This window comes from Frankia sp. CgKIO3 (genome assembly GCF_977946435.1).
Genome location: NZ_CDWTMO010000073.1, coordinates 7060 through 19888, shown reverse-complemented (window position 1 = coordinate 19888; position 12829 = coordinate 7060). Strand labels below are relative to the sequence as shown.

Below are 12829 nucleotides of genomic sequence, written 5' to 3'. Positions count from 1 at the left end.
ACTGCACGAATATTCTGGAGCCAAGACGTTTTCTAGATAGTTCGCTTTTTGCGTGTTCTGTGCATCGAGATTGGAACGAAGATCGTACAGCGGTGAGCTGCAGGAATGAGCCGGGAAGCCGACACTTTCCGTGAGAATTTCTCTTTTTGTGTGTTCCGTGCTCTCCGGGCATGGGATCTCGATTTTGCGATTTTACCTCGCGAAAACACCGCCGAAAAAATGCTTCCGCACAAAAGGAGCACGAGCGTGCCTAGTTGCATGCATTACCCGCGGCGCAGCCGTATGGTTGTAGTCGACTTAATCGCTCACTACCCGATCATCGCGGGAGAGCTTACCGATGAATGGGCGGCAAAGGGCCGCCCGCATCTATGGGAGGAGGTTCCCGCAGTGGTCCACCTACGCCTCCGCAGGAACCGCTCGCGCCAGATCATGGAGGACATCGTCGTCGAGCTGCGCTCGGCGTCCGAGCCGATCGCGGCGGAGGAAATCGCCGACAAGATCGGCCGACACCGGTCCACGGTCCAGCGGTACCTCCATGATCTCGATCAGGATGGCTACGTCGACCTCATCTTGGACCGCGGGTCCCGCGGGCGTCCCAAGCACCTTTACCAATGGCGCGACGAACCCTCGCCCCCGCCCCGCCCGAACCCCGGAATGGTGACAGTCTGATGCACGCGCTTGACCTCGCCACGCTCGTCCTGGCCAAGGGCGGCCATGACAACTTGAAGCAGGGCAGCTGCCTCCTGGAGGCGGTGTCATACCTCGCCGACGAGCCCTGGTCCGACCACCCCGAGTGCGTCTCGCCCGTGCTCGGGGCTTTCGGCCGCATCCTGAACGATGTCCTGCCCAACAACAAGCGGCAGAAGCTCAAGCCGTACATCCCGCAGCTCATGGGTACGGCCGCCGACGGACTGGACGAGGCGCGCGGGTGTCTGGCACTGGATTGGCTCGTCCGGGTGTGCACGCCGACCTGGCTACGCCTGGTCCCGGGGCCGACCGCGTATGCAGATCTGCTCGCCAACCACAGGCCGATCGCCAGCTTGGAGGATGTGGCGGCGATCGGTGACATCGTCCGCGATGCAGCGTCGCACGCTGCGCAAGCCCGGGCCGCCGCCCGGGCGGCCGCCTGGCCCGCTGTTCGGGATGCCGCCTGGGATGCCGCCTGGGTCGCCGCCCGGGAGGCCGCCTGGCCCGCTGTTCGGGATGCCGCCTGGGAAGCCGCCTGGCCCGCCGCTGGGGCCGCCGCCCAGGAGGCCTGGCCCGCTGTTCAGGAGGCCGCCTGGGATGCCGCCTGGGTCGCCGCCTGCAACGCCGTTCGGGCCGTTCAGGATGCCGCCTGGGCCGCCGCCCGGGAGGCCGCCTGGGATGCCGCCTGGGCCTCCGCCTGGGCCGCCGCCCAGGAGGCCGCCGCCCGGGAGGCTGCTTGGGACGCCGTTCGGGACGCCGCTGGGGACGCCGCCTGGGACGCCGCGCGGCAGCGACTCACGCCCAGCGTTGCCGAGTTGCAGACGTCGGCGATCGCACTGTTCGGCCGCATGATCCGACCGAGGTGACCTCATGACCGGCCACCGTCACGACCGAGCGTCTCGCCGCCGCCATTCTCGCTGCCGAGGAGATCAGCGTTCCTCACGGTCAGCCCAGCAGGCGGAAAACCTCCACTTGGACCTCGACTGGGTTGTCACGTTCCACATGAGATGGACACGACCGGGTTGGGTGCCCTCTGTACCCGGGGACGGTAGTGGCAGGCCAGCACGACGACCTCCGCCCGCTCGAGGTCGATGATCTACAGTCGCCAGCGAAGTCGCTGCCCGTAACTACCCGTGAGGTTGTCCGCCTACAGAATCTCCATGAGGATGCGGGGGCGGGGTAGGAGCGATCCGCTCGCGCTCGCCAACATGTCGCTGCGGCTCACACGTACGTTCCTGGAGGCTCCTGCTGCTGTCCTTTACCCACGCGATGATCTGGGCCCGTGAGGTGAAACCGAGCTTGCCGAGAATACGCTCGACGTGACCTTCCGCTGTGCGCTGGGCGATCACCAGGTAGCTCGCGATCTCCTTGTTGCTCAGGCCGCGGGCGACGAGGTCCGCCACCTGACGCTCCCGGAGGGTCAGGGACACCTCCGGCTCGCCGGCGGGAACGACGGGGTGGGCGACAGGAGTCCCGGTGCCCTGGGTAGCCGCGGCGACGGCCTCGTCCAGGTCGAGTTCCGCGCCCTGCGCCAGGGCGCGTTCGAGCTTCCGTTGACCTAGGACGCGTCGCAGGGACGCCTCGCATCGGTGGTGGAACGGGGCGAGCCCGAAGGCGGCGATCGACGCCCCGGTCTCACGCCAGATCCGCCCGGCCGCGCCGAGCAGGACCGCGGACTCGTGGTGCCGGCCGGCCGAGGCCATGACCCACGCCTGCTGCTCCAGCGCGACAGCGATGCCGGCATGGTCGTGGAACGCGTATTTCAGGGAGATGGCCGCGGCATGGTGCTCCATCGCCTGCTCCAACTCGCCTAGCTGCCAGGCCGCCAGACCGAGGCCGCACAGAGCGAACGAGCGGAAGCAGTATTCACCGAAGCGCTCGGTCAACGCCACGCATTCCGCGAAGACGGTCGCCGCCGCGTCCTGTTCCTCGCGGATTCCGTGGGCCAGCCCGAGATAGAGCAGTGATTGGGCGAGGCCGAACGGCTCGTCGAGGTCAGCGAACCGGCGGCGGGCGTCCTGACTGCGCTCCACCGCCGCCGGCCTGTCCCCGCTGATGGCGGCGAGCCTGACCTCGACGCAGGCGATGCGTGCGAGCACCCGCTGGTCGTGCAGCCTAGCGGCCAGATCGCGAGCCTCGGCCAGCAGTGACGCCGCCGCGGTGATGTCGCCCTGGAGGGACGCGGCGTGGGCGGCCGATTGCAGACCGATGGCCCGGATCCCGTCCGGCTCCGTGGCCTTGCTCAGCCCCCGATCAAACCAGAAACGCGCCTCGCTGAGCAGCCCGATGGCGGCCCAGTATTGCCACAGGGCCACCATGATGGACAGAGCGGTCTCCGCCAGGCCCGGTGTAGTGAGGCAGAAGTCCAGCGCAACCCGTAGGTTCGCTTGCTCGCTCCGGATCCGCCTGATCCAGTCCAGTTGGGCCGGGCTGCACCACTGAGCGTCGGCGAGGGCCGCCATCCGGCGGTAGTAGGCGAGATACCGACGGCGCACGTCCTGCTCCCGACCGGACTCGCGCAGGCGGTCCTGGCCGTACTGGCGAATGGTGTCCAGCATCCGGAACCGGACCGTCCCCTCGTCGTCGTCACGGACCAGAATCGACTTGTCAACCAGCCCGCTCAGCACGTCCAGCACGACTGCCGGCGGGCACCTGGCACCCCCCACCTGCTCAGCCGCCTCCAACGTGAACCCGTCGGCGAACACCGACAGGCACGCCCACATCTGCTGCTCGTCGGGATTGCACAGGCCGAAGCTCCAGTCGATCAGCGCGCGCAGGGTCTGCTGGCGGCGGGGCCCGGCTCTGTTGCCTCGCGTCAACAGGCTGTAGCGGCTGTCGAGCCGATCGAGGATCTGCTCCAGGGACAGCGTCCGGAGCCAAGCAGCCGCCAGTTCGATCGCCAGCGGGATGCCATCCAGGCGATGGCACAGCAACGCGACGGTCCGCCAGTTGCCCTCGTCGAGGCTGAATTCCCCGAGCACCGCTGCCGCGCGTTCCGCCAGCAGGCTCACCGCCTCGTACTGGACGAGCCCGCCAGCCAAGGCGGACTGGTCCGCGCCCGGGGCCGGCACCGGGGGCACCCTCAGCGGGGGCACCCCCAGCACCCGTTCCCCGGCCACCCCGAGCAGGTGGCGGCTGGTTGCGATGACCCGCAGGCCCGGGCCCGCGCGCAGCAGGGTGTCGACGAGCCGGGCACACGCGTCCACGAGGTGCTCGCAGTTGTCGAGCACGAGCAGGATCCTGCGCGGAGCAAGGTGCGCGGCGAGCGTCGCCGCGGTCCATCGCCCGGAGAGGCGCTGCAGGCCCATCGCCTCGGCGACCGCGTCGGCGACCAGTGACGGGTCGTCGAGGTCGGCCAACTCGGCGATCCAGACACCGTCGGGGAACGCGCGCTGCCGGTCCGCCGCGAGCCGAAGGGCGAGGCGGGTCTTCCCGACCCCCCCGGGTCCGGTCAGCGTGAGCAACCGGGCGCCGGACAGCAACCGCAATGCCTCTGCCAGCTCCCGTCTGCGACCGACGAAGCTGGTCAGTTCCGCCGGCAGGTTCGACCTTCCACGTCCGGACACATACAACACCGTCCCGCTACCTGCGGGGGGACACAACTGGGGCGGACAGGTAGTGAAACAGGTAGTTCTCCCGTCCCCGCACGCCGGTCCGTCGCTCAGGCTGTGCCCATGCCGAGAACGCAGACTGCACTGCCGGCAGCCTTGGGATGCCAGGCGCCGGAGCCGCGGCGACTGGCGCGGTACCCCAGCCTGATCATGGCGCTGCCCCCGCATCCGACGTCGGCGCGGGCAGCCCGCCGGTTCGTGTGGGACGCACTGAGTGGAGGGAGATGTCCACCTCGTCGAGCCCACTGAGCTGCTGGTGAGCGAGCTGGCCAACACAAGCCCCTTGATATCGTCGACACCAGCCCTGTGCACTTATGACGAAGTAAATTTCATGTGAGACCAAGCATGCGAGACCAAGTGCGAAAAGCCAGCCGGCAGACGAGGCCGACCCGCGCCCCCCTGCAACTTCGACAAGTCCCTGATTTGATGACCAACGAGAAAGTCCATTCAATGGGGGGCGTGCCGACGATTCGGCGGACGACCTCCGAAACTGATGTCGTGGTAGTCGGTGCCGGCATCGTAGGCCTGGCGAACGCCCTTCAGCTTGCCAAACGAGGCCTGCGAGTAACGCTGATCGACAACCTTCGCGATAAGAAACACAGCTACAAGGTCGGAGAGTCGTTCCTAGTCTTCACAAGTGCTTTTCTCCGCACTGTGGGCGAGCTGGACGAATTCATCACCGAGAAATCATTCGCGAAACTCGGTGTATGGTTCTCCCACGGCACGGAGAACAGATCAGACTTCCGCGACGCCACCGAGTGGGCCATCAATGCCGACCCGCATCCGCCGCACTATCTCTACGATCTTGCGCCCGACAAGAAGTGGTTCCGCTGCATGTTCCTCGACATGCAGATCGTCCGCCCCGAAGCGGAGGATGCGATGTGCGCGGCCGTCCGACGGCGTGCTGGAATAACTTTCGTCGACACCGCCCGAGTGAGCGACATACAGATCTCCCCGGGAGCGGACTGGCATCAGATGGAATGGCTTGACGGCACAACCGGAAACAGTAACATCATCCGGGCGCGCTGGGTCGTCGACTGTTCTGGGCGCAACCGGTTGTTGGCCCGTGGCCGCGGACATGCCGCGGAGCGGCGGGAACTGACTGACGGATTTCAGACGACGGCCGTCTGGGGCCAGTTCGAGGGCGTGACCGACGGTCTGTTCGGTGACGAGTGGACGCATACCTTCCCTAACGGCCGCAATACGCAACGCGACCTGTACACCGTACATTTGTGGGGGGGCGGTTACTGGATCTGGGTCATCCGGCTCTCGAAGGACCGGATCAGCGTCGGTGCGACTTTCGACCAGCGGTCGGCGCCACCCGGCCGAACTCCGCAGGAGCAGTTCTGGAATCTCATCCGGCGGCACCCCGTCCTCGACAAGGTGATCGCACCGGAGTCGCTCCTTGAGTTCCGGACCTACCGCAACGTCCAGCACTGGACCGACACGTTCGTCAGCCCGCAGCGCTATGCAATGGTAGGCGACGCGGGCAGCATCATCGACGCCTACTACAGCCAGGGAATCGCGCTGGCCCTGGTGACCAGTTGGCATCTCGCCAACATTGTCCAGGACGACGTCCGCTCCGGGCACCTGGACCGGGCTTATATCGAGCGGGTGAACCGAGCCACTCGCCAGGACTGGCACATGCTGCGCGCGATGGTCCGTGAAAAGTACACTGCCGCGATCGCGGACCCTCGCTTCTTCGTGTTGTCCCACGTGCTCGACATGATGGTCTTCTGGTCGGTGGGCAGCACCCGTTCAGCGCTCACCCGATGGCTCGTCGACACCGAGGGCGACACCACTCGGGAGACCCCGAAGCACCGCCGCGTCCGGCGGCGTCTCCAATCCACGCTGTTCTACTCCCGGGCCCCGCTGTGGCGGTGGTTGCCGCCGGAAACCGTGCATTGGATACAGAGCCGGCTACAGGCCAACCTCGCTGCCCGCGCACGCTGGCGGCTGGATCACGGTGTCAATATACCAACGGTCCGTAGCGTCCAGAACGTCACCGCGCCGCTGCCTAAGCTGTGGTGGCTGGCGATCGGCGGGGACCGGGGACGAGATATTTCAGCTCATGACCTGGTGGAACCCGCGGAACTACGACCTGAGGGCACCGCGACCTGGTTGGACCGGTTACCCGTGCCGGCCAACACCCGATTGCGGTGGGTGATCCGACTGCGGCCGTACGCCCTGCTCGCCGGATTCACCGCCGCCTATCTGTGGGACGGGGCGGACACGGCGGTCCGACGCCTACGCCTGCTTGTACGCCGCCCCAGCGACAGCGCGACGGCCAACGAATTCGCTAACCGCGCGGCCTTACTGAGGAAGGATGAATGAAAGCCGTTACCACTGGGCGACCGATCGCCTACCTACATTTGGACTCGCAGCATGCGGAGTACCCACAGATCGTTACTACCCTGGCTGACTACGGTGTCACGGCAGTCGCGGTTCACCTCGACAACGTGCACGCCGTCGACTGGACAGCGTTCGATGGCGTGAACCTACGAATGTGCCGCGGCTTCCACGAGCGGCCCGACTTCCTTGACAAGATCCGGAAACTTTACCTGGAGCTGGACGGGAAGATTCCCATTCTGAACTCGATGCGGGTGGCCGTCGGGACGCTCGACAAACGGCGGTACCTGTCAGAGCTCGAACAGGACGGCATCGCGGTGATCCCGACCCGGTGGGTTTCCCGGGGCGAGGACGTGACGATTGACACGCTCATGGCCCAGACCGGATGGGACCATGTCGTCATCAAGCCAACCGTCTCGGCCGGCTCCTGGCGCACCTTCCGGGTCTCACGGAGCGGGCCGAGCATCTCAGCAACGCACTTCGTCCGGAACGGCCACAAAGCAACGTCGACGACGGGCCTGGCACCACGCCGCGACACGGAACCCGAGACTCTGCTCCGTGACCTGGTGTCCACTCATCACGTCTGTGTCCAGCCATTTCTTTCATCGATCCTGACCCACGGGGAACTTTCCTTCGTCTTCCTAGACGGAAAGTTGAGCCACACAGTCCGCAAAAGAGTCGCCCGGGACGGCGGCTGGTGGGCACACGAACGGTTCGGCGGCCGGAACGAAGTGATCCAGCCGACACCAGCCGAGCGTGAATGGGCGTACGGTGTGTATGAAGCACTGGAAAACCGATACGGACCGTTGATCTTCGGCCGGGTTGACGGCTTGCGGGACGAACACCGTGTGCTGCGGCTACTGGAATGTGAGCTCGTCATCCCCCGTCTGCTCCTGACCGAGGGCAACGCCTACGACACGTACGCAAAAACCATCATCCGGGCGGTTGGCGGCTGACCCGATGATCTACCGAGAAACGCTCGCCGGCCCGAGGGGAGCAACGGTTATGTACGCAGCGCATCGGACCTACCCGCGGTTTACCTCATCCTCCCACTCTCGCTCGTGCTCGGCGTCACCGTCGGTTTAGACGTCCGCCTGCCCTTCCCAGGAGTAGTGATGGTCAACGCATCCGGTCCGGTAGCCGCGCTGTCGTCCCATGTACTTCTCGTTTTCCTGCTCCAGATCGCCGTCCTGCTTGGGCTGGCTTATCTCCTCGGGCGGGCAGCAATGCGGCTGGGAATGCCGGCAGTGGTGGGTGAACTCCTCACCGGCGTGATCCTCGGGCCATCCCTGCTCGGCACGCTCGCGCCTGGCTTCGCCGGCTGGCTGTTGCCCGCACGGGCCGACCAGTTCCATCTCCTCGACGCCGTCGGCCAGCTCGGCGTGATTCTGCTGGTCGGATTCATCGGCATAGAGATGGACATCCAGATGCTGCGGCGCCGGGGTCTGACCGCCGCCCGGGTCGGCCTCGCCGGGCTTCTGGTTCCGGTGGGCCTCGGCGTCTTGGCGGGTCTGCTGCTGCCCGGCTCTCTCGCCGCGGACGGCGCCCATCGGCTGGTGTTCGCGCTGTTCCTCGGCGTCGCGCTCGGGGTCAGCGCGATCCCGGTAGCCGCGAAGATCCTTATCGACATGAACCTGCTGGACCGCAACGTCGGCCAGCTCACCCTGGCCGCGGCCGCAGTCGACGACGTGGCCGGGTGGTCCGTACTCTCCATGATGTCGGCGATGGCGACCACGGGCGTGCGTGGCAGTGACATCGCCGTGCCGGTGGTCAGCGTGCTCGGCGCCGTGCTGGCCGCCCTGGTAGCCGGTCCTCCGACGGTCCGAAGGGCACTTCGATACGCCAGCACGGCGCGCCACGGTGATGGCCACATCGTGGCCATCACCGTACTGATCCTGGCCGCGGCGGCGGCCACGGAGGCGCTGAGACTCGAGGCGGTCTTCGGCGCGTTCATCGCCGGCATCGTCATCGGTTCCAGCCGGGGTTTCGCTCCCGACCGGGTCGCGCCGCTGCGGACGGTGGTGCTCACCGTGCTGGCGCCGATCTTCTTCGCCACCGCCGGGCTACGGGTCGATCTCGGCAAGCTCACCGACCTGTCGGTCCTCGCCGCCGGCCTGGTGGTCCTGCTGCTTGCCGTCGCAAGCAAGTTCGCCGGCGCCTACCTCGGCGCCCGGGCCAGCCGGCTCGGCCACTGGGAGGCCCTCGCGCTCGGCGCCGGGCTCAACGCCCGCGGGGTCATCGGCCTGGTCGTCGCCGGAGTGGGGCTGCGCCTCGGCGTGTTGAACACGGCAGCTTACACGGTGGTGGTTCTCGTGGCGCTCGTCACCACCATGATGACCCCGCCGATCCTGCACCTCACGATGCAACGGGTGGAGCACAGCGCAGACGAGACACTACGGCGGCTGGACCCCACCAGCGACACCGAAAGCGCACATTCCGCTGCCCGACGCTAGCGCTGGCCTTGCCGTCAAACACCCGTATCCTACAAAAGGTTGTTTCGTAACTCGGTCGGATGTGGTGTAGATGGGGCGAGGATGTTCTCGACCCGCGCGACCCGACCGGGTCACTCCCGCTCGTCAGCCCGTCGGGAAGACCACGGACAGGTCAACGGCTGCAGGATTTGCTCTTCGGGATCGCCCTGTCACCCTGCCTCTACCTGCCCAAGGGTGCGAATCCCCTAGGCCACCGACCTAAAAAGCTGTTTTAGAATTACCCCGATCCCGTATCCCAGCCCGATAAAGCAAGCTGTCGACCGGTTGGCACGCCGAGCGCCGGAGTCCGATCCCTGGCGCTCGGCGCGCGTCCGAGGTCAAGACAAGATTTAAAACAGGTTCTTAGAATTTTCCGCCGGGAGGGGTGGGGACCGCCGTCTGGGCCAGGCCATTCGTAACGTGGCCGATGACCCCGGCCGGCGCCGGCCGGGGTGTCGCGCCTTGCAAACTCTCGGTACTGGACCGCGGCACGGGCACGGCGCCGCCGTTGTCCTGCTTGTAGTCCTGGCCGCAGCCACTGAGGAACAGAGCCGATGGAATGACGAGGGCGCCAAGCACCGTCACCATGGCTCGACGGTCACGGTGTCTCGGTGTCCGGGGCCGCCGGGATCGGAAGGAATATATGGTGTCCATAATGATTCAGTAGTCTACTGCCCTATGCGCAACTTTTCCACCTACCCGAGAGGTCGGGTTTTCCACCTACCCGAGAGGCCGGGAAGATCCTGAAGCGTCCACCCGTTGGTCACAGCCATATCTCCGGCGGGTGAACCAGCCCGCTTCTTCCAAACCTTGCGGGCGTCCTTGACAATCAGGCGCGAGAGCCCGTTCTGAATCTTGAAGCCATGTGCTCTGTGTGCTGTGTGTATTCGAGCAGGAGGTTCTTCGCGCGCCAGGCAGCGTCGATCTCGAAGGCGGCCTCGCCGCCGAGGGTTGCCGGGGTGGTCAGGATCCGGTTGCGGCCGGCCGGGGTGAGCGTCCGCGGGGCCCCGGACGAGAAGTCCTTTGATCGTGTACTCGGGGTCGGTAGCGCGGCCGCGGCGGCCGCGGATCCGGTGGGTGGCCCTCCGGCGGACATCACCGACCGCCTTGTTGGCGAGGTGGGACCGACCCGGGGCGCGGTACTGGTGTTTCCACCGACCCGTCTCCCCGGGCCGTCCCCCGAACCCGGCGTACCCATTACTGGGCACCGGGCCCTCCACACGTTTACGCGCCGATCATACCGTGGCCTGTTGCGTGCTGTCAAACCACCGGTGCTGACCTGATCCTCACCAAGGATCCCAGTCTTCAGAAACGCCTTCACCAGCGTGGGCACGCGTCTGTCAGTGACCCTTTTCCGCAGCCGGCCCATGACGACCAAGTGCGAGATGTTGTCGAAACAGACCTCGATTTTCCCCTCGAACATCCACTCGTATCCCTGGATGGCGAAGTTGTGGGTCTCAGCTATCGCGTCATACGCCCGCCGGCCCGAGCGAAATCCGTAACTGGAGGGGAGGAAGGCCACTTCCAGGATCGGCTCCAGGACCAGGAGAAGGCTGCCAGGACGACCTGGCCACGGGTCACGGGAATCCCTGACCGGCGCCATTTTCGGGCACCCTTCAGAATCTTTGTCTCCCGGACCGGAAACGGCCGGAACCGCTGCCTCTCCAGCTTCGCGCGAATGTTGGAAAGAAATTCCTCCACGCCACGCCCGGCCTCGATGGCCCAGCCGGTCCGCCCGTCCACCCCGGCCGTGCGAGCCCCCTGTTCCCCCGGACCCGATGCCAGCCCAGGATCAGCACCAGCCGAGCCTGCCACGAGGTTATGTAAGTCAACAAACCGACGCTCACGGCCGTCGGCCGCCCAACGGTGCGGTTTCATCTGAATCCCCGGTACCCGCGCCCGAGCCTCGACGAGGCCCGGCCACGGCACCCCGGTATTAACCGGCGTCCTCCTGGCCTTTCAGCCTGCGAATCAGCCCACGAACCGCGGACGTGCTGCCATCCTTTCCCCTGTGCGCGGCTTTCCCGCGCCCGGCGCACACTACGACGGCTCCGCCTCACCCGGACGGTCAGCCGGCCGTGGGCCTGCTCGCCGTCCCACTGGACGCGGGCGGGCGCGGGTGGGCGAGACCGGAACGGTTCTCGTGTTCACCGTGTACCGACTAGTAGGGGCGGTGCCCGGCTTTACCCCGGCAACTCTCCCGGTAGGCACGCCGTAGGCCTTCCCTGCCGCCTCCTCGACGGTACCCATGCCCGCTGGAAGAGGCCGGTCGTGTGGTTGCGCCAGATCGCTGCAACCCGTTGGGCGACACGGATGGCGGCGCCTTCGAGGGTGCGCCCACCGTCGCGGTAGTCATAGCCGGCCCAGGTCCGAGCGGCGGCCCGCCCTGGCCGGGCCCGGTACCCGGGGGAAGGAGAGGAGAAGACAGAGATACTCCGGGTACCCGGCCGTGGCCGTTAGGGGTTCGGGCGGGCGGGGGCCAGGGTTTGCCGAGCCATCGGTAAAGGTGTCTGGGACGCCCGCGGGACCCGCTGTCCAAGATCATGGTGACGTAGCCGGCCTCCTTGAGATCCTTGAGGTACCGCTGGACCGTGGACCGGTCCCGGCCGATCTGGTCGGCGATCTCCGCCGCCGACATCGGCTCGGACGCCCAGAGCAGCACGGCGACGATCTCTTCCCTGACCCCGGTCCGGGCGGGCGGTGCAGGCTGGGTGGGCGGTGCGGGCCGGTCGGGCAGTGCGGGCAGTGCGGGCCGGTCGGGCGGTGCGGGCCGGTCGGGCGGTGCGGGCCGGTCGGGCGGTGCGGGCCGGTCCCTGAGATGACCCCAGAGATCGTCGATTGCGCGGACAATTTTTTTGAGTTCGCGGGCAATTTTTTTGAGCTCGGCCCGGTTATGTAGCGTGATCACTATGATAGTGGTGATGCCGACGACCACTTGCAGGCCCAGATTCTCCGCGGCGCTGGGCAGCTGCGTGAGCAACTGGTGGTGCAGATCCTTCATGCTGACGTCGACTCTGACCTCACCGACGGTCTTACCGTCGGTGTCGCGCAGCGGAACCTCGGCGCGCACGGACGACCCCAGGCTCCCGGACCCGCGACTGACAGTCTCCTGTTCGTGGAGGGCACCCGAGGGGTCGGCGCTGACCGGTTTGCCGATGTTCTTCGGATCGGGATCGGAGCAGCGGATACCCCGGCTGTTGATGACGACCACGGACTGCGCTCCTGTGAGTCGCCGGGCCTGTTCGGCGAGAGCCTGCACCTCCCCCGCGGGATCCTTCCCCATGACCGCCCGGGCCAGGAGCGGGTCGGATACCACCGCACGCGCGATCTTAAGCGTTCCCTGCTGGCGCTGGTGGACAAGGTCGGTGTACAGCTTCAGGTCGGTCAGTCCACTCCCGATGCACAGCACGAGCAGTAGGGAGACGACGCGCATAGGTACTGCCCCTAGTGGTGGATCGAGGTGGATGGTTCGACAGGCCGTAAGCGTAGGACGACCGGCATGAGCGGCGCCCCGAGTCGCGAACCGGAAGGCACGACGCACATCGCCCGATGGTGCCCGAAGATCCGTCCGCGCCGTCGTACGACGAGCTCGCGGCGCTGGTCGTGACACAGGCCGCGGCGCTCGCCGAGACGCTGGCGAGGCTGGCCGGGACCGAGGCCGCGCTGGAGCGGGCGAACAGGGAGATCGAGGCGCTGCGCGCCCAGACCGGG

8 protein-coding genes are annotated in these 12829 nt (G+C 66.7%); 5 read left to right on the top strand and 3 right to left on the bottom strand.

All coding sequences use genetic code 11. The features are described from left to right. Nucleotides 1-387: 387 nt before the first annotated feature. Both AC08OJ_RS10470 and AC08OJ_RS10465 read left to right on the top strand, forming a co-directional pair. Entirely contained in the window at nucleotides 388-669 is a 282-nt protein-coding gene (locus AC08OJ_RS10470; RefSeq protein ID WP_476593395.1) for an HTH domain-containing protein, read from the top strand. Continuing rightward, entirely contained in the window at nucleotides 669-1553 is an 885-nt protein-coding gene (locus AC08OJ_RS10465) for a hypothetical protein (protein WP_476595630.1), read from the top strand. The genes AC08OJ_RS10470 and AC08OJ_RS10465 overlap by 1 nt, the downstream gene beginning before the upstream one ends. 261 nt (nucleotides 1554-1814) lie before the next feature. On the opposite strand, the gene AC08OJ_RS10460 is transcribed toward AC08OJ_RS10465, so the two are convergent. Beyond that, nucleotides 1815-4253, bottom strand: a complete 2439-nt coding sequence (locus AC08OJ_RS10460) for an ATP-binding protein (protein ID WP_476595629.1) — start codon at nucleotides 4251-4253, stop codon at nucleotides 1815-1817. A 543-nt stretch (nucleotides 4254-4796) separates the two neighbouring features. Here AC08OJ_RS10460 and AC08OJ_RS10455 point away from each other — a divergent pair. The 3 genes from AC08OJ_RS10455 to AC08OJ_RS10445 all read left to right on the top strand — a co-directional run bounded on the left by AC08OJ_RS10455 (nucleotide 4797) and on the right by AC08OJ_RS10445 (nucleotide 9100). Then, nucleotides 4797-6632, top strand: coding sequence for an NAD(P)/FAD-dependent oxidoreductase (locus tag AC08OJ_RS10455; RefSeq protein ID WP_476593392.1), 1836 nt, complete (start codon nucleotides 4797-4799; stop codon nucleotides 6630-6632). Next, a complete protein-coding gene (locus AC08OJ_RS10450) occupies nucleotides 6629-7603 on the top strand; it encodes an ATP-grasp domain-containing protein (protein WP_476593391.1) in 975 nt (324 codons plus the stop codon). Before AC08OJ_RS10455 ends, AC08OJ_RS10450 begins: the two co-directional genes overlap by 4 nt. Before the next feature lie 159 nt (nucleotides 7604-7762). After that, a complete protein-coding gene (locus AC08OJ_RS10445) occupies nucleotides 7763-9100 on the top strand; it encodes a cation:proton antiporter (protein WP_476593390.1) in 1338 nt (445 codons plus the stop codon). Between the two features lie 847 nt (nucleotides 9101-9947). Here the strand turns inward: AC08OJ_RS10445 and AC08OJ_RS10440 are convergent. Together AC08OJ_RS10440 and AC08OJ_RS10435 are read right to left on the bottom strand one after the other, a co-directional pair. Next, a complete protein-coding gene (locus AC08OJ_RS10440) occupies nucleotides 9948-10721 on the bottom strand; it encodes a reverse transcriptase/maturase family protein (protein ID WP_476595628.1) in 774 nt (257 codons plus the stop codon). 558 nt (nucleotides 10722-11279) lie between these two features. Beyond that, nucleotides 11280-12551 (bottom strand): HTH domain-containing protein, encoded by a 1272-nt coding sequence (locus AC08OJ_RS10435; RefSeq protein ID WP_476595627.1) that lies wholly within the window; start codon nucleotides 12549-12551, stop codon nucleotides 11280-11282. Nucleotides 12552-12829: the final 278 nt, after the last annotated feature.